Origin of the sequence: Bifidobacterium aemilianum, assembly GCF_003315635.1 — a bacterium.
GTDB lineage: Bacteria > Actinomycetota > Actinomycetes > Actinomycetales > Bifidobacteriaceae > Bifidobacterium > Bifidobacterium aemilianum.
Map to the genome: position 1 here is coordinate 77,004 of NZ_PDCG01000005.1, position 18,876 is coordinate 95,879.

17 protein-coding genes, 1 tRNA gene and 1 pseudogene are annotated in these 18,876 nt (G+C 61.2%); 6 read left to right on the top strand and 13 right to left on the bottom strand.

What is annotated here, in order from left to right:
- Positions 1–398 precede the first annotated feature (398 nt).
- Together CRD60_RS06130 and CRD60_RS09135 are read left to right on the top strand one after the other, a co-directional pair.
- On the top strand, positions 399–1,229 hold the full coding sequence (locus CRD60_RS06130; protein WP_236630865.1) for an ROK family transcriptional regulator: 831 nt from the start codon (positions 399–401) through the stop codon (positions 1,227–1,229).
- A complete protein-coding gene (locus CRD60_RS09135) occupies positions 1,223–1,441 on the top strand; it encodes a hypothetical protein (RefSeq protein ID WP_236630866.1) in 219 nt (72 codons plus the stop codon). The genes CRD60_RS06130 and CRD60_RS09135 overlap by 7 nt, the downstream gene beginning before the upstream one ends.
- A gap of 225 nt (positions 1,442–1,666) precedes the next feature.
- On the opposite strand, the gene CRD60_RS06135 is transcribed toward CRD60_RS09135, so the two are convergent.
- The 9 genes and pseudogenes from CRD60_RS06135 to CRD60_RS06175 form a co-directional block, all read right to left on the bottom strand.
- Positions 1,667–2,056 (bottom strand): VOC family protein, encoded by a 390-nt coding sequence (locus CRD60_RS06135; protein WP_407923179.1) that lies wholly within the window; start codon positions 2,054–2,056, stop codon positions 1,667–1,669.
- 464 nt (positions 2,057–2,520) lie between these two features.
- A complete protein-coding gene (locus CRD60_RS06140) occupies positions 2,521–3,564 on the bottom strand; it encodes an NAD(P)-dependent alcohol dehydrogenase (RefSeq protein ID WP_236630867.1) in 1,044 nt (347 codons plus the stop codon).
- A 234-nt stretch (positions 3,565–3,798) separates the two neighbouring features.
- Positions 3,799–4,680 (bottom strand): AraC family transcriptional regulator, encoded by an 882-nt coding sequence (locus tag CRD60_RS06145; protein WP_113860466.1) that lies wholly within the window; start codon positions 4,678–4,680, stop codon positions 3,799–3,801.
- Positions 4,681–4,911: 231 nt separating this feature from the next.
- On the bottom strand, positions 4,912–5,403 hold the full coding sequence (gene rpsI, locus CRD60_RS06150; protein WP_113860415.1) for a 30S ribosomal protein S9: 492 nt from the start codon (positions 5,401–5,403) through the stop codon (positions 4,912–4,914).
- A gap of 21 nt (positions 5,404–5,424) precedes the next feature.
- Positions 5,425–5,874, bottom strand: a complete 450-nt coding sequence (rplM, locus tag CRD60_RS06155; protein ID WP_113860416.1) for a 50S ribosomal protein L13 — start codon at positions 5,872–5,874, stop codon at positions 5,425–5,427.
- Positions 5,875–6,363: 489 nt separating this feature from the next.
- Positions 6,364–8,565 carry a 4-alpha-glucanotransferase gene (gene malQ, locus CRD60_RS06160; protein WP_113860417.1) on the bottom strand — a complete coding sequence of 734 codons (2,202 nt, stop codon included), beginning with the start codon at positions 8,563–8,565 and terminating at the stop codon, positions 6,364–6,366.
- A 104-nt stretch (positions 8,566–8,669) separates the two neighbouring features.
- Positions 8,670–9,449, bottom strand: a complete 780-nt coding sequence (locus CRD60_RS06165) for an AbrB family transcriptional regulator (protein WP_407923180.1) — start codon at positions 9,447–9,449, stop codon at positions 8,670–8,672.
- A 173-nt stretch (positions 9,450–9,622) separates the two neighbouring features.
- Positions 9,623–10,258 (bottom strand): IMPACT family protein, encoded by a 636-nt coding sequence (locus CRD60_RS06170; RefSeq protein WP_113860467.1) that lies wholly within the window; start codon positions 10,256–10,258, stop codon positions 9,623–9,625.
- Between the two features lie 201 nt (positions 10,259–10,459).
- Positions 10,460–11,821, bottom strand: a pseudogene (locus tag CRD60_RS06175) (CapA family protein); the annotation flags it as partial.
- A 463-nt stretch (positions 11,822–12,284) separates the two neighbouring features.
- On the opposite strand from CRD60_RS06175, the gene CRD60_RS06180 reads away from it, so the two are divergent.
- The 3 genes from CRD60_RS06180 to CRD60_RS06190 all read left to right on the top strand — a co-directional run bounded on the left by CRD60_RS06180 (position 12,285) and on the right by CRD60_RS06190 (position 13,394).
- Complete coding sequence (locus CRD60_RS06180; RefSeq protein WP_113860420.1) at positions 12,285–12,725, top strand: hypothetical protein; 441 nt, start codon at positions 12,285–12,287, stop codon at positions 12,723–12,725.
- On the top strand, positions 12,712–12,909 hold the full coding sequence (locus CRD60_RS06185) for a helix-turn-helix transcriptional regulator (RefSeq protein WP_201737229.1): 198 nt from the start codon (positions 12,712–12,714) through the stop codon (positions 12,907–12,909). The genes CRD60_RS06180 and CRD60_RS06185 overlap by 14 nt, the downstream gene beginning before the upstream one ends.
- A gap of 98 nt (positions 12,910–13,007) precedes the next feature.
- Positions 13,008–13,394 (top strand): DUF4186 domain-containing protein, encoded by a 387-nt coding sequence (locus CRD60_RS06190; RefSeq protein WP_113860422.1) that lies wholly within the window; start codon positions 13,008–13,010, stop codon positions 13,392–13,394.
- A gap of 92 nt (positions 13,395–13,486) precedes the next feature.
- On the opposite strand, the gene CRD60_RS06195 is transcribed toward CRD60_RS06190, so the two are convergent.
- Positions 13,487–13,573 (bottom strand) — tRNA-Ser (locus CRD60_RS06195).
- 181 nt (positions 13,574–13,754) lie between these two features.
- Between CRD60_RS06195 and dinB the strand changes: the two genes are divergently transcribed.
- A complete protein-coding gene (gene dinB, locus CRD60_RS06200) occupies positions 13,755–15,032 on the top strand; it encodes a DNA polymerase IV (RefSeq protein WP_113860423.1) in 1,278 nt (425 codons plus the stop codon).
- 279 nt (positions 15,033–15,311) lie between these two features.
- On the opposite strand, the gene fdxA is transcribed toward dinB, so the two are convergent.
- The 3 genes from fdxA to CRD60_RS06215 all read right to left on the bottom strand — a co-directional run bounded on the left by fdxA (position 15,312) and on the right by CRD60_RS06215 (position 18,706).
- On the bottom strand, positions 15,312–15,632 hold the full coding sequence (gene fdxA, locus CRD60_RS06205; RefSeq protein WP_113860424.1) for a ferredoxin: 321 nt from the start codon (positions 15,630–15,632) through the stop codon (positions 15,312–15,314).
- A 145-nt stretch (positions 15,633–15,777) separates the two neighbouring features.
- Positions 15,778–17,298 carry an amino acid permease gene (locus CRD60_RS06210; protein ID WP_113860425.1) on the bottom strand — a complete coding sequence of 507 codons (1,521 nt, stop codon included), beginning with the start codon at positions 17,296–17,298 and terminating at the stop codon, positions 15,778–15,780.
- A gap of 235 nt (positions 17,299–17,533) precedes the next feature.
- Complete coding sequence (locus CRD60_RS06215; RefSeq protein WP_113860426.1) at positions 17,534–18,706, bottom strand: FAD-binding protein; 1,173 nt, start codon at positions 18,704–18,706, stop codon at positions 17,534–17,536.
- Positions 18,707–18,876: the final 170 nt, after the last annotated feature.

Genomic DNA, 18,876 nt, shown 5'->3' on the forward strand with positions numbered 1-18,876 from the left:
TGGTTGAATCTGGTCTTTGGCTGGGTTCGATTACCGATCTTCAGGGGTCTTGTTGTGACCCAGACCACAATCTAACCGATAGTCCGAACCTTTTCGTCCTGGCCAAAAGTTGAGCGTTTCATGGCCGAAGACGTTGACCTGATGAAAGCTTTCAGTGCGATATTGGTTGATTTTATGTGCTATTTTGCCAATATATTGAGCTTTTGATTGGTTTGCGTATTCAAACGAACATTCATAGCCCAATTGTTAACGCTCACAGCATTGTCGTTTACCCGGCAATCGGACTAGTCTTAGCAACAGTCGGTATAGATGTTAATGAAATGGGCTCTTAAAAAGTTAAGGAGTTCCGACCATGACTTCGAGTCATATCCATCAAAGAACGCAACCAGAAGCTCATCATGGTGTACCTATACTCACACCCTTACGCCAGCAAGCAGATGCTCGAGCGTGACCTTGGCCTGAGTCTGCCCACCATCAGTCAGAATCTTCGTGATCTGGAGTCGCAAGGACTAATCAGCCAGGGCGGCCAACTGCAATCCACCGGCGGACGACGCCCCATCAGCTACCGGTTCGAACCCACCTCCCGTCTGGCCCTAGGCGTGAAGGTAGGCCTCAAGCAGACCAACATCTGCGCCATCGGACTTCATGGAGATATCGTCGACAAGCGCCAATTCAAGGGCAGGTACCGCAACACCGATGGGTATTTCACACGCTTGAATGCAGCCATCACAAGCTTCGTACGAGACCAGGAGCAGGGCGGGTCGAAGGTCCTGGGAGTGGCTTTCGCCGTCCATGGACTCATCTCCAGCGATGGCGCCAGCATCAGCTTTGGGAAAATACTCAACAACACCGGCCTTACCCTTGAGACCATAAGCCAGGGGCTTGACCTGCCCAGCATGATCATCCACGAGGCGGATGCTTCCGCCATGGCAGAACTTTGGTTCGATCCCGATACCCATGATGCGGTCTGCATATACCTGGAGGATCGACCGGGAGGAGCCATCATCGTCAACGGGAAGCTCTACCAAGGGCCCAATCTGTGCAATGGCACCATAGGGCACATGAGAGTGGTCCCGGGAGGAGAGCTCTGCTATTGCGGGCAGCGCGGCTGCATGGACTGCTACTGCTCCCCGGACTACCTTCTCGGCCCCACTAATGACCCGAGCCATTTCTTCAAATCCCTGCGCAAGGGCGACCAAGAGGAGACCCGACGCTTCGACAGATGCTGAACTACCTGGCCCAGACCATTGTCAACATCCGCGCGGTCCTCTCCTCGGACATCATCATCGGTGGCGATGTCGCCCAATACCCGACAGACAGCGATCTGGCTACCCTTAGAGACCTGGTCAAGGCCTCGTTCACCATAGACTCCCCCCGGTCCGCTATCCGCAAGAGCATCTGCCGACCCTACCAGGACATCGTGGGGGCCGCCCTGCGGTAGATTGAACCCTTCGTCAACGAACTCTGCGGCCTGGTCCCCGATCAGATCGCCTCCCCCATTCTGCATCCAGCCGACTGACATCGGCCCGCGCGCCCCTGAAGGCAGGTCATGACATGGCGCACCTCGCCCAGCTGCCACCGCCACGCAGGACCGCTGACCATCCGTGGATGGTCAGCGGTCCTCTCCTGTCTGTCCAGGACCATACAAGGCCCACGGGGGTTGGAGTTACTTCACGATCTGGCAGAACTCGATGGTCTCATGGTTGGGGCCGTAGATGTTGAAGTAGCGGATGCCCTTGTCCCAGAAGGTCGGGATGGCCTGGATCTCGGTGTCCTTGAAGTCCAGGCCCAGCCGCTTGGCGTTCTCGAAGGCGGCGTCGATATCCGGTGTGTCGAAGGCCCAGTGGTTGATGGCACCATCGCGCATGTTGGCGGGGTCTCCCTCCCAGGTCTCTACGGTCAGGTGGCCATAGCGCAGAAATGCGCAACGGTTGTCGCCATTATGGAAGAGCCCAGCCAGCTCGAAGCCCATGACCTCGGTATAGAACCTGATGGTCTCGTCCAAATCCTTGGCGGGCATGCCCGAGTGCTGCAGATCAGTGGTGAAGGCTGTCATTACAGTCATTGCCAACTCCTTTGTCAGAGGGTGCCCCTTGCTGGACCACCCGTTTGCTTGTGTTGAATACTAGCAGACCTTTGGTGTGAAGCCATGTAGCAGGGTCGGGGCCTTCTATCCACCGATTGTGACTACGGCCTTGGAGACACCCTGATTCCTTCCCTCCAGGAAGTCCTGGACCTCCTCAAACCCCTGCGCACTCCCGCAGCCACAAGTGTCGGTCTTCAACGGCACGACAACCCGCTGGCGCCGGAGCCTATCATGTTCATACCCATGAGACACCATCACCCATCATAGGAACTGGCCGGCAGAGGACAACCATAGGTTTTCAACCACGGGCAGGAGGCCATAGCCGACAGCACCGACAGACCCATGGAACTCCAGGAACAGCCCCTGAGCCAAGATCATCTTTGCAGGCATGAGCCCAAGAGAGCCACTGGGGCCAAAGGGCGTACATCGAAGCGCTAATCGGCGACCTGGATCTGGATCTTGACATCCTCGGGACGGGCCTCAGCCACCTGGTCGAAGGCGTCGACGGCATGATCCATGTCGAAGACCTTGGAGATGAAGGGCTTGACATTGATCTTGCCGGCTGCCATCAGGTCAATGGCCTTCTGGTAGACGTTGGCGTAGCGGAAGACGGTCTTGACGGTCGTCTCCCTGCCCTGCACCTCGGTCACATCCAGGGGCACGACCCCATCGGCGGGAATGCCGACGATGACGGTGGTGTTGCCTGGCGCACCCAACTTCCACAGGTCCTCATAGGCCTTGGTGTTGCCCGAGCATTCAAAGACCCGGTCAGCACCCCAGTTGTCGGTCTCCTGGGCCACCCGGTCCAGAAGCTTCTCCCGCTTGACATCCACAGGGATCACGCCTGGGATCTGGGCGGCGATGCCCAGCTTGACATCGGAGACGTCGGAGACCAGGACCTTGGAGCAGCCGCCGGCCAGGGCGGATGCGGTGGTCAGCAGGCCCACCGTTCCGGCCCCCACCACCACACCGATGTCACCAGGGCGGATGGTGGCCTTGGTGGCCGACCACATACCCACGGCCAGGGGCTCGATCAGGGCCCCCTCGCCGAAGCTGACCGAGTCCGGCAGCTTATAGGTGAAGGCGGCCGGGTGGTTCACCAGGTCACACAGGCAGCCGTCGACCGGCGGGGTGGCGAAGAAGCGCACCGCCGGGTCCACGTTGTACATGCCCAGCTTGACGGCCTTGGAGTTCATATCGGGAATGCCGGGCTCCATGGCCACGCGGTCGCCGGGCTTGAAGCCCTCGACCCCCTCACCGACCTCTACGACGGTCCCTGAGGCCTCATGCCCCAGAATCATGGGCTGCCTGACAATGTACTTACCCACCCGGCCATGGGTGTAATAGTGCAGGTCGGAGCCGCAGATGCCAACTGTATGGGGGGCTATACGCAACTCACCCGGCCCCGGGGCCGGCGGATCGTCCACCTGCCGAATGTTGATGAGACCCTTCTTCTCCAGTACCACTGCCTTCATCATGTCCTCCACGTTGTGCTGGTCAGCCGGCTTGCCGTGAGCTGCCTTACTGCCTCCACCGGCTTGGTCATCGCTGACCTACTTGTATTCTATGGGCCACAGTCAGGCCTCTTGCATGTTTTCATATCGCCATATGGTACTTTTTTGATATATTGTCCCGCCAATTACCCAGAATCGATAGCGAATCGTACAAGAGTCCTCCACCGCTTCCTCCTCCCAGCTGGGCACCGGTTCAGCTCAGCCGCAGTGGAGCCTGCGGTACTGACTGGGTGACAGGCCGATCTCCTGACGAAAGCGGCGGTTGAAGTTGGCGGCATTGCCGTAGCCGCACTCCTTTTGAATCGCCGAGACCGCTTTGTCGGTCGATACCAGCAGCCGGCAGGCCCTGGCGATTTTGATCCGCCGGACCATCTGGGAGAAGTTGATGCCGGTGGTCTTCTTGAAGAAGCGGGAGAAGGCGGCAGGGCTCATGGCCACCTGCGCTGCAGCCTCCTCCAGGCTGGTGGGCCGTGAGACACGGTCGCTGATGTACTTGAGACTCGTGTTGATCCGTTCAGCGGCATCCGTAGAGTTGTCAGGATTGAAGTCGGGAGTCACCACCGTGAACCACTCCCCCCGCGGTGCGTCCATGAACACCTCCAGCAGACTCAATAGATCCTGCAGGCGCGCAAAACCACTATCCTGTCCCATATCTTCCAGGATGGCCCGGGCCCTGAGGGCCGAACCACCCTTGAGCACAATGGCCCGTTCGGACCGGACCAGCAGCTGCTGCAGACGACCGGCCTCAGGGAAGACGCGGGAGAGGGCACGGATCTGGTTGGGATGGACCTGGCAGAGCACATCACGCCGTGGCAGGCTCTCCCCGGGCGCCAGAGCTGAAATCCAGTTATGGGGCAGGTTGCTGCCCATCATGGTGACTTGCCCAGACTCGAAGGGGACCATGCCGTCCCCGGCCATCATGTAGCCGGTGCCCTGGCGGATCAGGTGGAATTCAACCTCCGCATGGTAGTGCCAGCGGGCGAGGGCTGAGGGGAAGCCATGGGCCCTCCAACCGATGGACTGATCACGCTCGGGCAGAATCACCTCGAGCGCACCGCGATCCTGTATACTGCCTACCATTCCGCCTGCCTCCCGTCCCTCACCATTGAAAGCCGTACCCAGCCTCGCCAAGCCCAAGCCTGGCATCTCCAGCACATAGTACTGCCAGGTAAAGCCTTACCGTGAGGTCGTTCATGAACATAGGCCGGCTTCTGGCGATACAAGAGTCCAGGAGAGGCAGGCAGGACAGGGCCCTGCGGGTATGAAAAAGCCCCGCACATAGGAGCGGGGCTTGAGGCGTTCCGGTGAAGCCTAGCGCTTCGAGAACTGAGGTGCGCGACGGGCCTTGTGCAGGCCAGCCTTCTTACGCTCGACCACACGGGCGTCGCGGGTCAGGAAGCCGGCCTTCTTCAGGGCGGCGCGGTTGGCATCACGGTCGATGGCGTTCAGGGCGCGGGCCACACCGAGACGGATGGCGCCAGCCTGGCCAGTGGTGCCACCACCGTCAACGAGGACGATGATGTCGAACTTGTTCTCCAGCTTGAGCAGGACAATGGGGGAATTGACCTCACGCTGCTGCAGACGGGAGGGGAAGTACTCCTCCAGGGTGTGGCCGTTGATGGTCCACTTGCCGGAGCCGGGAACCAGACGCACGCGGGCTACTGCCTCCTTGCGGCGGCCGGTGCCATAGCCGGGGGCAATGGCGGAAGAGCCGGTGCCCTCGCCTGCATTGGTCTCTGTGCTGTATGAAGTCAGTTCCTCTTCGGTTTCGAGAACCGCGGAGTCGTTGGTATTTTCAGCCATGTTTCTCTATCTCCTTCCGGTTCACTTAGCCTGTTGCGAAACCTGATCGATCTCAAAAACCTGGGGCTTCTGAGGGGTGTGAGGGTGCTCTGCGCCTGCGAAGACATGCAGACGGTCCAGCTGAACCTTGGACAGGCGGTTCTTCGGCATCATGCCCTTGATGGCCGAGATGACCATGCGGTCGGGGTTCCTCTGCAGCAGATCGCCGTAGCTGTCCTCGCGCAGGCCGCCGGGGCGACCGGAGTGGCTGTAGAGGACCTTGCCCAGCTTGTTGCCGGTCAGGGCAATCTTGCTGGCATTGATGATGATGACATGGTTGCCGGAATCCGCGTGGGGGGCAAAGGTCGGCTTGTTCTTACCGCGCAGCAGGGTTGCCGCCTGCGTGGCGAGACGACCAAGCACCACGTCGGTGGCGTCAATGACGTACCAGTCGTGAGTCAGATCAGCTGGCTTCGGTGTGAAAGTGTTCACGATGTACCTTTTCTTATGTTCATTGTGTTCCGAACTTCAACTCGCACAACCCATTGCCGGGCATAGCAGTATCCGTTTCATTATCCGTGGGCTCCCTTAAAGTCCTCTATGCGAGTGGGAAAGCGCTTTGAAGGACCCCTTAGGGAAACACAACAATCCTTAACTATATCCGCTCACCCGGACTAAATGCAAGACGCCCGACCCGCCCGAACCACCGGCCACCCAAACCGCCCCTTGAGCAACCAGATCTCCCGGTCCGAAATGATGCGAACACATGGCCCAAAATACTTGCCCGCTGTGCGCTCAAGCACCCACAAGACCCTGGGAAACATACACTCCGCTGATGGTCAAGACAGCACAAGGACGACGCCCAAGTTGCAGAGGGCCGACGACCAAGCAGGCGAATGGGTCGCTTGGACTTCCTGCAAGCTGGGCGATGCGATTGGAAGAAGCCAGGCGCGAGAGAGGACTCGATACCATTGCGGCCGATCAGCGCCCAAGGCCCTCCTGCATGACCCTGGCCAGGGACTGGACCCGGGGGCGGTCAAAGACCTCGTCTGCGAGAACCACCTGGCCATGGTCGTCGGCCATGGGAATCCGCCAGTTGGGGTACTCGTTGTTGGTGCCAGGTTGGTTCTGGGCCCGGTCCTCCCCCACACCATCAACCAGGGAGACGGCCAGCAGCATGCAGGGAGAGGCGGTCAGGGCCCGGTACTGGGCCTCGACGATCTGCTGGATGTTCCCATCCTCATCATCGGGAGTCCGGGGGTCAAGGAAACCCTGGTCCATGAGCATGGTCAGCATCTGGTTGTGTTCGGCCACGGCATCGGCACGGAATTGGCCATCAGACTCGGCCAGCAGGCCCAGCCCCTCACGGATCTTGACATGCTCGTACTTGAGGTAGCCGGCGGCCGGTGGCATGTCATGGGTGTTGACCGAGGCCAGGGCGCAGGTCCGCCAGCTGGATGGCGGGTTGAAGTGGTCTCCGCTACGCTCGAACCACTCCACACAGCAGCCCAGAATTCCATGCCGTTTCAGGGAATCGGCCACATAATCGGGGACCACGCCCAGGTCCTCACCAACAATCAGGGCCTTGGCCCGGGTGGCCTCGATGGCCAGGATACCCAGGAGCATCTCACTGTCGTAGTAGACGTAGGCGCCCTCCTTGGCCCCCATGCCCTGGGGAATCCACCAGAGGCGGAAGAGTCCCAGAATATGGTCGATGCGCAGGGCCCCGGCACAGCTGACCATGCCGTGGATCAGGTCGCGGTAGGCCTGGTAGCCGGTCTCCCCCAGACTCAGGGGGTTCAGGGGTGGCTGGCTCCAATCCTGCCCCTGCTGGTTGAAATGGTCCGGCGGGGCACCAACGCTCACTCCTCGGGCAAAACGGTCAGGATGGCCCCAGACATCGGCGCCGGCCGGGTGGACCCCCACAGCCATGTCCGAGAGGATGCCGATCTTCATACCGGACTCCAGGGCGGCGCCTTGGGCCCCTTCCAACTGCTCGTAGGCCACCCAGGTCATCCACTTATAGAATTCGTAGGTGCTGGGGAACTTCCGGCGCAAACCCTCGACCTCCGGCGATTCCAGGCACATGGTCCGCTCCCAACCCATGGAGGCGGGCTTGGGCGAACCCCACTTGTCATAGCATAGGCACCAGCTGGCGTAGGCATCCAGCTCCTGGCCATGCAGGGCCTTGTAGCGGTCGAAACCGGCCTGGCGGGCCTGGCTGCGCGGGGCCTTGAAGAGGAGCCAGAGGGCGCGCATCTTGGCCCCCCACATGGCATCGCGGTTGAGGAGTTTGGGGTCCTCGTTCAGGCCCGCCACACTCTCGTGGAGCCTGGCTATCTCCTGACGGGTCTGTTCGTCCAAAGAGGCGTACTCCTCCACGGCTTCCGGCCTAATATAGCAGAAGTTGACGAAGGACCGGGAGGCGGGCAGATAGGGTGAGGGTGTCAGTGGCGGGACAGGCTCGGCCGCATGGACCGGATTGAGCTGCAGAAAATCCGCACCCGTCTTGGCCTTGGCTTGGGACAGCATAAGACGCAGGTCCTCAAAGTCGCCGATTCCCCAGGAGCCTCGGGAGCGTATGGAATAAAGCTGGGTGGCCCAGCCCCAAAGCTGGCTCTCCTTGAGGTCCTCGACCCTGCCAAAGGAGGCCGGGGCGCTGATCAGGGTGGCATCCTGTGTGCGCTCGCCCACGGTGACATGCAGGGTGTGGTAGCCCATGGGCAGGTCGGCCGGAACGATGATTGAGGCGGTCGAGACAAAGCGGCCGTCAAGATCGTAGGCCAAGGACCCATCGCCGGGGCCCGGCAGCAGGCTGGCCTTGTATGGCTGGCCATTCTCCAGGGTGATGCTGGCCTGGGGAATCTGCAGAATGCCTGTGTTGACCACCACCCGGTCTTCCCTACCGACGGTATGGAGCACGGTCGGAGCCAGCAGGCGGCTGTGCCTGCTGTCGAGCACGCTCTTGATCGACCGCTCTATGGACTCATCGTCGAATCTGTCGAAACCCAGGGCCCGCAGAATCCCCATCAGGGTCCGGTCCTCAATCTCGTGGTAGTCACCGGCCTGACCCACATACGAGGTGCCCAACCCGACCAATATGGCCAGACGAATCAGAGGGCGGGCCAGTCGCTCGGCGCTTTCCTGCCGCCGCTCCCCCTCCGCGCTTGTCTTCCTTGTCATGCAGTCAGTCTATCTCCCCTCAGCTCGCGATCGTTGAAGGACCCAGCCAACCCAATCGCTAAGCTGTATACCCCTTGGGCCAGAAGGATCCCAGCGGGTCTGCCTCAGCCAGCCAGACGACTCTGGGCGGCACGGGCCACTTCCCCGCTGGGGTCCTTGGCCAAACGTTCCAGGGTGGACCGGGAGCTGTTGTGGTTCAGGGCCACAGCCCTGCGGACCATGGAGGAGAGGACGACGGGAGCGTCTGACTCCAACTCAACCCCCAACTGCCCTAGAAAATCAAGGGTCTGCTCATCAACCTCGGGATTCTGCCCACCTTCCAGGCGCATCTTCCAGGTGGTCTGCGGATTGCGCAGGGCTGCGCTGCGAACGGCTGGGTCCGCATCCTTGGTCAGGCGGCCGACCAGCCAATTCTTATCGGCCTCGTTCTTGGCCACTGCCTCACGCACCGCCGCGCAAGGGTCTGCCGAGAGCTTGACCAGGATGTTGGGGAAGGGCATGGTCTCGGCCAGGAAGACCCGGTCCTCCTCCGGAGTGCGGTTGTTGCCGGCCACCGCCTCCAGCAGGGCCGTGACCCGGGAGTAGGCTGCCTGATCGCTGCGGTCGGGCAGTGGACGCCGGGCGAAGGCGCTGAGTTCAGCACTGTCGTCAGTATGGCGCAGGTGCTCGTAGGCGTCAGTGAGGGGCTGGAAGACTGAGCTCCCTGACTCTGAATCCTCATCGACATTCGGCTCCGAACCGGTATTGGCATCCGCCTTGGGATTGGTCTGTGCCTCCTTATCGGCACCGGTCGATGGGGACTGTGCCTCGCCCTCCGACTCGGCGTCGCCCTGGGTCTCAGGGCTGTGGCTCTGAACGTCTTCCGCTGCTGCCTTCTGGTCCAATCCTTGCTCTGGAGCCTTGTCTCCATTGGCTTCCACAAGGTTTTCAGGACTGGTTTCCGGCTGTGCCGGCGCGATGCTGCCCTCGCTGGAGGCTTGCGTGGATTGCTCTTGCTGACTCATGCGTCCAGCTTATCGCCGCCCCTTGAAAGCCGACACCATCCGCCTCGTATTGCCTAACGCACCGGCATGGAGACCTGGCCCAGGGCATGCAAGCTGACCTGGGCGCTGAAGGCCTCCTGGACCTGGGAGGCGAACCGATCACTGGACTCCAGGGGAACCAGAACCTCAAGGACCACCTTGTCGCTATAGCTTTGGCCGGTCTGCCGACCGCCGAGCCCGGCCAGTATGTGCTGGAAACTCCCCAGCTGGTGGTACTCCAAGGGCACCGCATAGGACTGGAAATGTTGGATTGATGCCAGCTGCGCCGCCTTCAAGGCCAGGGAGGCGCCGGACGCATAGGCCCGAATAAGGCCACCGGATCCCAGCAGTATGCCGCCGAAATAACGGGTGACGGTCACCAGGCAGTCAGTCAGGTTCTTGGCACGGATCAGATCCAGGATGGGCTTGCCTGCTGTGCCCGAGGGTTCGCCGTCATCGCTCATGCGTTCGGAGCTTGACCCCTTGGACTCTCCGCAGATGGCGGCATAGGCCGTGTGCCGTGCCTTGGGGTGGCGAGCGCGGATGGCTTCGACCGCCTCCATGGCCTGGGTCAGGGATTCGACATGGCAGGCATCACCGATGAAATCGGACTTCTTCTCGACCAGTGAGGCATGGGCGGGTTGGTCGGGGGTGTCCAGAATCGTCATCAGTTCAGTCATAGCGAGTCCATCCTACTGCCAGCGTCTGAGCCGGTTGGAAACCTGCGGGTCTGGCGTCCGGCTGCCCATGACCCTTGACCGTCGCGTGGGCTACCGCTTGGCTGCCGGGCGCTTGGGTGCGGCAGAGGCATCGCCCTTGGGCTTGGCCTGCGGCTGATGCTCCGCCTGTTGCCCGCTCTGGGCCTTGGCCTGCTCCTTGGCTTGGGTCTCTGCCGTGATGTTCCATTCCCGGACCACATTCTGGTCGGCTCCCATGGAGTAGATCACATTCCAGATCCGCTGCCGCACCTGGGCGTCCTTGTCGGAGCCCCAACAGCTGCCATCGGGGTGGTCGGCGGCGATGGGGCACCACTTGTAGGACTGCCCCTGCACGTTGGCCGTGGGCACCCAGTCGATCCGGTTGACCCGCCAACTTCCGGGCTTGCCCTTCTTGCCGGCGAATTGCACACGGGCGGTGACCCCCTGGTTGTTGACCACATTCTGGGGCAAGCTGGCGGTTTCGGTCACCGTGTTGCCCAGACCGTAGATGATCCAGGTATCCTTGTACTTCTCGATGGGTTGGGCACAATGGCAGCCGGCCCCGTAAATCACATCGAAGGCTCCGGTATCGGCCAGTTCGTGGGCCTCGGAGACTTGCCAGGAGTCGGCCTGGTCGATGTATTCCTGAAGGGAGTGCATGGACATGGCCACCACGTCGGCCCCCTGGGCCCGGGCCGCCCTGGACTTGGCCACAGCCTTGTCAATGTCGGCCTGGTGGTTGGGGTCGCCGGACTCACGCAGGCGGTCCACCTGCCAGTCGTGGTCGGCGGTCATGGCGTTGAGGGAGACGGTGCCAGTAATCAGGGCCAGCTTGCCGCCGCCGGTCGGCGAGTCAACCACCAGGGGTTTCTTGGAGTCCTCCTCTGTCTTATAGGAGCCGGTCTGGGCTATGCCGTCGGCGGCCAGGGTGTCCCACAGCCGGTTGATGCCCTCGGTGCCCTGGTCCCATGAGTGGTTGGTGCCGTGAGTGCAGGCCCGGTAGCCGACCTTGGCGGCGGCGTCCGCAACCTCGGGCGGAATATTGAAGATCGGGTAGGCCGAGTAGGGGCCACCCCGTTGGGCGATGGGGGTCTCGAACTCGCAGACCGCAATGTCAGAGGCCTGGATGTACTTGCCCATGGGCTCGAAGAGCGGAGTGAAGTCAAAGGCCGTGCCGTCGGTGGCCGTGGGGTTCTTGGCGAATTGGCTCCACAGGCCCTCATGGAAGAGCAGGTCACCGTTGACCAGCATGGAGATGCAGTCGTCGTCCGGGCAGTCCGGCGAGTTGCCATGGTGGGTGGCCGCCGGCTTGACCTTGGATTTTGACTTATTCACCTGCTTATGGGAACCCCGGGATTGTGCCTGTGCGTCGGCGGCACCGGCCTGCTGGCCGCTGGGCCTGACCTGCATATACCAGGCGAGGAAGACCGCTGTGACCACAGCGGTCACAGCCAGGGCAAGGAGCAGGATCCGCATAGGATTGAGTATTGGCTGCTTGAACGCCGCATGTCGCCCGCCATTATTGCTATGGTGCATTTCCATCCGCTTCCTGCTTGGTATGGACCCGCGCTGGCGGCCCCGTATCTCGCTTATCCCTCGCCTGTTCTTCCCCGCTCCGCTTATGGCTCAGCGAGCAGTAAGGATACTCACAGAGTACACGCAGACCATTCATGTGACATTTTCGACGGTTTGCGCAATCCACGATATACCGGGGAGAGGCCCGTTACAGCACCCTCCGGAATCGGCACCCACCAAACAGATACTATAGAGACGCAGAGCGAAGGTCAATGGCGTACTTCCTGCACCACCAAGGATTCAGCCCCGGCCCTCATACCCTATACGCCCTATGGCACCCACGATCGCCCCTTACTATCTACAGCTACGCAACAGACATTTACACAATATCGGTCAAGAGTATATTGACTATGCATATGTGATATATTTGCCACTAGTGATAGATTTATCACTGTTCTGGAATTATTAGAACAAAGGACACGACATGTTTTCAGATCAACTCAACAGACTCAAGGTCACCGAGCTTCTGGCCTCAGCCCTGGCCTTCGCGCTCTTCGCCCTCTGCGGGCTCTACCGTAAGCCGCCGCTGCTCCTGGTTATCTTGTCGACTATGAGCATTCTCATCTATGACCTAGCCTTGGCCCATACCAGAAACTCCATCAGGGCCGGGAAGGCACAGCGTGACGAAACCTCTGAGAGCAACGAAGCTGAAGCAGGCCGTCTGACCATCAAGATCGCCGGACTTGTGGTTTGTCTGGTAGCCTTGGCGGTAACCCTCGCCACGCCTAATTACTGGACATCCATCACCATCAACACCCAGTCGTTACTGGGCATCTACATGGTCTTCCCTTTCCTGCAGAACATCTGCTATCTGGCCCTTGAATACCGCTACAACCGGGAAGTCAGTGCACATGTTGAGAACTAACCTCAGAGGTGTCCGCCAGGCCAGAGGCATGACCCAGAGTGCACTGGCGGGACTGGTGGGAGTGCGCCGGGAGACCATCATCCGTCTGGAGAACGGCAAATACAACCCCTCCCTCAAGCTGGCCATGGACATCGCCAAAGTCTTTGGAACCAGCGTGGAGGAACTGTTCGGCTTCGAAGACTGAAAGACCCCGGCACCGCTTTGGCCGAGAGCGAGCGCACGGCATGAACAAGGCTAGTCTAGGTGCTTGAAGGTCGATGTCAACGGCGAAAGGGGTCGGGTATGGACCAGACGGCTCGTGTGGCATGGTGCCAGGAGATGCTAGATCGGCTGGGCAGGTCCAAGTTCCGGGCCAGCTTCTCCCTCTCCCCCAAGGACAGGGCCTACGCCCGGGCCAAGGGCAAGGCGACCATCGACCGGCATGCCCATGAGATGCTGGCCAAACGAATCGGTCCGGCCCATCCCCTCAAGGACGGCAAGCAGACACCCTACCGGGGCCATCCCGTCTTCACCGCCCAGCACGCCACCGGAACCTGCTGCCGTGGCTGCATCGAGCGCTGGCACCACATCCCTCATGGCCGCCCACTATCACGAGAAGAGGTGGACCAGCTCGCCAGCCTGGTCATTGCCTGGATAGAGCAAGACCTGACCCGGCATCCAAGCAGCTGATGAATACGAAGTCCTCAACAGTGAGAAACTGACCAACAATCATCATTGATATGAGCTGGAACCGTTGCGAAACAACGGTTCCAGACTACTTGCGGAGTCGGAGGGATTCGAACCCTCGAGCCGCTTACACGACTAACACCTTAGCAGGGTGCCCCTATCGGCCACTCAGGCACGACTCCACGTTTCTTGATAAATATCAAGACAACAAGAATATACTCTACCATCTCAGAACGACACAAATCGCCAATGACACGACCCAATAAGATTTACCCCCACCCAGTCAAGCGGTTCGTGGCCCCGAGATACCGCCCTCAGCGACATATGGCTCAGTATGGACCGCCAAACCGATACCATGGAGCCATGAGCACTGCACCACGCCTTGCGGCCGCCAAGAAGAATTGGGGCCATGACGAAACAGGCTGCACCGTGCTCCATATCGATATGGATGCCTTCTATGCCTCCCTCGAGACGGCTCGCAACCCGAGGCTCGCCGGCCACCCAGTCATCATCGGCACAGGCACCAGGGCGGTGGTTTCGGCGGCCAACTACGAGGCCCGAACATATGGCATCAACTCGGCCATGCCGGCGGCCAGAGCGCATCAGCTCTGCCCGAATGGCATCTTCCTTCCAGTCGACATGGCTTACTACCGCATGATGTCCAGACGCATCTTCGATGAGGTATTCAGACAGGTGACCGACCAGATCGAACAGGTCTCCGTGGACGAGGGCTACATGGATGTCTCCCATGCACTGCTGACCTGGGGCCAGCCCAGCCGCATCGGTACCTGGATTCGCCAGCAGGTCTCGAAACGCTACGGCATCACCTGTTCCGTAGGTATCGCCTCAAACAAGCTGGTGGCCAAGATGGCCTCCACCAACGCCAAGCCGGACGGCATGCTGCTGATTCCACAGGCCAGGCAGGCAGAATTCGTACAGATGATGCCGCTGAGGGCCATCCCCGGCATCGGACCGGCCATGGGCAAGAAGCTGACAGCCTGGGGCGTGCAGTCCGTGGCCGACCTGGCCGACATGAGCAAGGAGTCCCTTACTCAGGCCACTGGCTCGGCCATCGCAGCCGGGCACCTGTACCAAGCCAGCCGGGGACTGGATGACCGCCCCATCGTGACCCACGCCCCCGAGAAGTCCATCGGCTCGGAGAGCACCTTCGCCAGCGACACCCGCAATATGGAGAAGGTCTGCGCTCTCCTGCGCCGCTGTTCCAACGATGTTGCGTCGACCCTGCGCAAACGCGGTCTCCTTGCCCGAACGGTCACGGTCAAACTGCGCTTCGCCGATTTGAGCTACATGACCAAGACCCGTACCTTGGCCAATCCGATCGACACCGCGAGCGCCATCTACCCCGAGACCGTGAGCCTGCTCAAGTCCATGTTGAAGATGCCGGCCGATGCCTCGCCGACCGTCGAGCTCCCCCGGGAGATACGGCTGGCCGGGGTCAGTTCCAGCAGCCTCAGCGACGTCTCCTCGACCCCCCTTCAACCCTCTCTGGAGGACCTGCTCAAGGAAGAGGATTCCACCAGGAACGCCGGCCCCGACGCCAACAAGCTCCGCAGTGCCGAGCAGGCTCTGGACCAGGTGAGAAGGCGTTACGGCGGCAAGGCGGCAAGTCTGGGGGCCTGATGGCTGAGTACCGTTTCCTCCCGAAACAGCGCCGAGAGCCTCGATAAGCCTTGAGATTAAGAGCACCTCATTGAGGGTTTGGAGATTGGTAACTGGAGATTCAAGGTCTACGAAGCGATCAGAACTCACCAGACCGGATCGGAAACGAAGTATGGCGCAGCAGGGGCTCGGACCTTTCATTTCACGCATCCTACACCAACGCCCGCAAGCCGCGATGAGGCAGCTGGCGGGCGAGACGCATCAGCAAAGGTGGTCAATCAGGCTTTCATGCGCAATCGGCTACTCACCCTGGGGCGGGAGGGCAGTGACCTGTTCGGGGTCCTTGCCGGAGGGGCCGGCGGCCTGGGCTCCACCAAGGTCACCCAATTCAGCGAAGTAGGAGTCGGCCACGTCCTTATACCAGGCCCAATCGTCGGGCAGGTCGTCCTCATAGAAGATGGCCTCGACCGGGCAGACAGGCTCGCAGGCGCCACAATCGACGCACTCATTGGGATTGATGTAGAGGGAACGCTTGCCCTCATAGATGCAGTCGACCGGGCACTCGTCCACGCAGGCCTTGTCCTTGACGTCCACGCAGGGCTGGGCGATAACGTATGTCATGAATGGCTCCTTACATCATTCCAATACTCTCGATACACTACCCGCCCAAGCGGACGAAAACGAACCGACTCACACCGCCCGCCGACCCAGTGCAGGCCTTCGTCCGCATGTCCACGGTCATGCCGAGGTCTGCACCAAACGCCGCCTAGATTCTGGCATGCCCCTGCCCTGACGGGGACAGCCCCTTGCCCTTGTTCCTGCCCAGGAGGGCATGCCGGTAGGAGTAACCGAAGTAGATGGCGAAGCCGACCAGGAGCCAGACCAGGAAGCGCAGCCAGGTCAGCAGGGAGAGGTTGAGCATGAGCCAGAGGTTGGCCAGGGCGATCAGGATGGGCGCCCAGGGGTTGCCGGGCATCTTGAAGCTGCGGGGCAGGTCCGGGTAGTTCCGGCGCATGATGGGGATGGAGATGGCCACCAAACTAAAGGCCGACAAGGTGCCGATGTTGACCATGTCGGCCAGAATCCCCACATCGAAGGTGGAGGCCACCAGGGCCACGACCACGCCCACGCCGATCTGCAGACCAGCCGGTGTGCCGCGTCTGCCGACCTTGGACAGGCTCCGGGGCAGCAGGCCGTCTCGGCTCATGGCGAAGACCACCCTGGTCAGTCCAAGGAGCAGGACCATGACGGCGGTGGTCATGCCGATCACGATGCCGAAGGATATGATCTTGGCCGCCCAGGTGGCTCCTGCCATCTCGAAGCCGGTGGCCAGGGAGGGGCTGGGAGACTTGGCCAGGTCCCTGTAGGAGACCATGCCTGTGGTGACGATGGCCACCAGCATATACATGACGATAATCATGATCATGCCCATGATCAGTCCCTTGGGCACATTCCCGGCCGGGTCCTTGGTCTCTTCGGAGGCTGTGGCCACCGTGTCCATGCCCAGGAAGGAGAAGAAGACCAGGGCGGCACCGGATATGATGCCTGAGACCCCGTAGATGCTGGGCTGGCTACCGGTGATCCACTGCATGAGCGGTTGGCCCAGGGCACCGTCCGCAGACGCCCCCACAACGCTGGAGGCAGGCTGGGCGGGTGGAATGAAGGGGGTGAAGTTGGATGCCTTGACGTAGAAGAAGCCCACGATGACCACGAAGAGGACGATGGCCACCTTGAGGATGGTCAGAGCACCGTCCACCCGGGTAGACAGCTTGGTGCCGATGACCAGCAGCACCGTAAAGAAGGCCACGATGGCCATGGGTGCGAAGTCGATGCTGAGCGGACCCAGCTGGACCTGGGTACGGATGTTCAGGCCGATAAGCCGCATGAAGTCGTTCAGGTAGACGCTCCAGTACTTGGAGACCACCGAGCCGGCCATGAGCATCTCCAGGACCAGGTCCCATCCGACCACCCAGGCGATGATCTCGCCGACCGTCGTGTAGGTGAAGGTGTAGGCGGACCCGGCCACCGGCAGCATGGAGGCGAACTCCGCATAGCACAGGACCGCTGCCCCACACACGATGCCGGCGATCAGGAAGCTGATGATGACGGCCGGGCCGGCATGGAAGGCAGCGGCCTGGGCTCCCACCGAGAAGATGCCTGCGCCGACGGCGACGGCCACGCACATGACCGCCAAATCCCAGGCGTTGAGGGTCCGGACCAGCTTGTGGTCGGCCTCTTGGGCCTCCGCCAGGGTCTGCTCGACCGATTTGGTTCTGAATATCTGCATGGTCCCGTTTCTTCTTGTCTCAGTCTGTCTTGCGGTGTCGAACCAGCTCTGGGCTTTCCCCATTGCAGGGCCACTTCCGGTCCTCTGTATTATGCCACTGGCCCCTTCCTAGGTCCTGTTCGTGCTCAACTTTCGTACCATGCTTCGCATGCGCCTTAAGTCGCCCTGGCACCGGGACTCAGCAGGACTTGCCCGTCACCGCAACTTTACCCTGGCCAAGCCCCCCGGGCAGCCATCAACCAAGCCGAATGCCCAGGAGCACCGGCTCCGGCAGCAGTTGCACCCCATACGTGTCTCTCACGCCCTCCTGGACGGCCTTGGCCAGGGCCATGAGGTCGTCCGCATTGGCGCCGCTGCGATTGGTCAGGGCCAGGGTGTGCAGGGGCGAGAGGGCGGCCCGGGCATCAGGGGCCAGGGCGTAGCCCTTGTGGAAGCCTGCATGGTCAATCAACCAGGCCGCTGAGGTCTTGACGGCCTCGGTCCCGTCCGGCATGGTGGCCTGGTAGCGCGGTGCCTGCGCCGGCAGGGTCCTGGCCTGGTCGGGGGTCAGCAGGGGGTTCATGAAAAAGCTGCCGGCACTGTGACGGCTGGGGTCCGCCCCTTGGCTTCCGGTCTCCTCCGCCTGCCGGTCCAGATCAGCCGCAACGTTGCCCTCCCTTTTTGTGGAGGCCATCCAGGGATTGTGGTAGCGGTTGGCATCCTCCAACATGCCTTTTCGGGCCCTGACGGCCAGCACGGCCCGCCGAATGTCCGCCGTGGGCATCCGGGCACCCACGTCCACCCCCAGGGCACTGGCGAGCTGTGGGAAGGACACGTGGCCCAGGGAATCATGGCGGAGCTGAAAGGTCACCGAGATAACCACGTATCGGGGCGTCGGAAAGTAGGATTCCGCTGGCAGCCCAGGCTCCCGGTACATGCTCTCCTTGAGGAGGGAGGACCGGTATGAGAAGCGCATGTCCTGGTAGGAGAGGTTTTTGACCCGCTTGTCCTGGCGGTCCCAGACCTCCACCGATTCGACCGAATCAGCCACCTCCTGGCCGTAGGCTCCGATGTTCTGGACCACTGACGCGCCAACGGTCCCGGGTATGCCTGACAGGCCCTCCACCCCGGAGAATCCCAGCTCGATGGCGAAAACCACGAAATCATCCCAGTTGCAGCCAGCCTCGGCATTGATATGGGCTACCGGCTGCCCGTCCTCGACGGGTGCCACCTCATCGGGTACCGTCAGCAGTTGGCAGGCATCGCGGACCACCACACCCTCAAAGGGCGTATCGGCTGCAAGCAGGTTGGACCCGCCGCCGATGACCAGGAGGGGCAGGCCCGCATCATCGGCATCCTCCACCGCCTCAATCAGCCCCACCCTACTGGTGGGCTCCAGGAAGCGCTTGATGCTGCCCCCCACACCCATGGTGGTCAGATCGGCAAAACACGGGACCGGACCAGCCGAGCTGCCGGACTGTGCAGGGGCGGAACGCCCATCTTGTGGGCCTGCCCATGAGTCAGTGGTGCGTGCGGTATGCGGATTAGTCATACCGTCATTCTATAGAACCGCTCAGAACCAAAGACTCACCACTGTGC

What these genes read in the sequence shown, in the direction of transcription:
- rpsI (WP_113860415.1), bottom strand. Translation starts at nt 5,403, where the DNA reads ATGGCTGAAAATACCAACGACTCCGCGGTTCTCGAAACCGAAGAGGAA.
- CRD60_RS06140 (WP_236630867.1), bottom strand. Translation starts at nt 3,564, where the DNA reads ATGATGAAGGCAGTGGTACTGGAGAAGAAGGGTCTCATCAACATTCGG.
- CRD60_RS06185 (WP_201737229.1), top strand. Translation starts at nt 12,712, where the DNA reads ATGTTGAGAACTAACCTCAGAGGTGTCCGCCAGGCCAGAGGCATGACC.
- CRD60_RS06135 (WP_407923179.1), bottom strand. Translation starts at nt 2,056, where the DNA reads ATGACAGCCTTCACCACTGATCTGCAGCACTCGGGCATGCCCGCCAAG.
- CRD60_RS06190 (WP_113860422.1), top strand. Translation starts at nt 13,008, where the DNA reads ATGGACCAGACGGCTCGTGTGGCATGGTGCCAGGAGATGCTAGATCGG.
- CRD60_RS06145 (WP_113860466.1), bottom strand. Translation starts at nt 4,680, where the DNA reads ATGGTAGGCAGTATACAGGATCGCGGTGCGCTCGAGGTGATTCTGCCC.
- malQ (WP_113860417.1), bottom strand. Translation starts at nt 8,565, where the DNA reads ATGACAAGGAAGACAAGCGCGGAGGGGGAGCGGCGGCAGGAAAGCGCC.
- fdxA (WP_113860424.1), bottom strand. Translation starts at nt 15,632, where the DNA reads ATGACATACGTTATCGCCCAGCCCTGCGTGGACGTCAAGGACAAGGCC.
- dinB (WP_113860423.1), top strand. Translation starts at nt 13,755, where the DNA reads ATGAGCACTGCACCACGCCTTGCGGCCGCCAAGAAGAATTGGGGCCAT.
- CRD60_RS09135 (WP_236630866.1), top strand. Translation starts at nt 1,223, where the DNA reads ATGCTGAACTACCTGGCCCAGACCATTGTCAACATCCGCGCGGTCCTC.
- CRD60_RS06210 (WP_113860425.1), bottom strand. Translation starts at nt 17,298, where the DNA reads ATGCAGATATTCAGAACCAAATCGGTCGAGCAGACCCTGGCGGAGGCC.
- CRD60_RS06130 (WP_236630865.1), top strand. Translation starts at nt 399, where the DNA reads ATGGTGTACCTATACTCACACCCTTACGCCAGCAAGCAGATGCTCGAG.
- CRD60_RS06180 (WP_113860420.1), top strand. Translation starts at nt 12,285, where the DNA reads ATGTTTTCAGATCAACTCAACAGACTCAAGGTCACCGAGCTTCTGGCC.
- CRD60_RS06215 (WP_113860426.1), bottom strand. Translation starts at nt 18,706, where the DNA reads ATGGGTGTGGGGGGCAGCATCAAGCGCTTCCTGGAGCCCACCAGTAGG.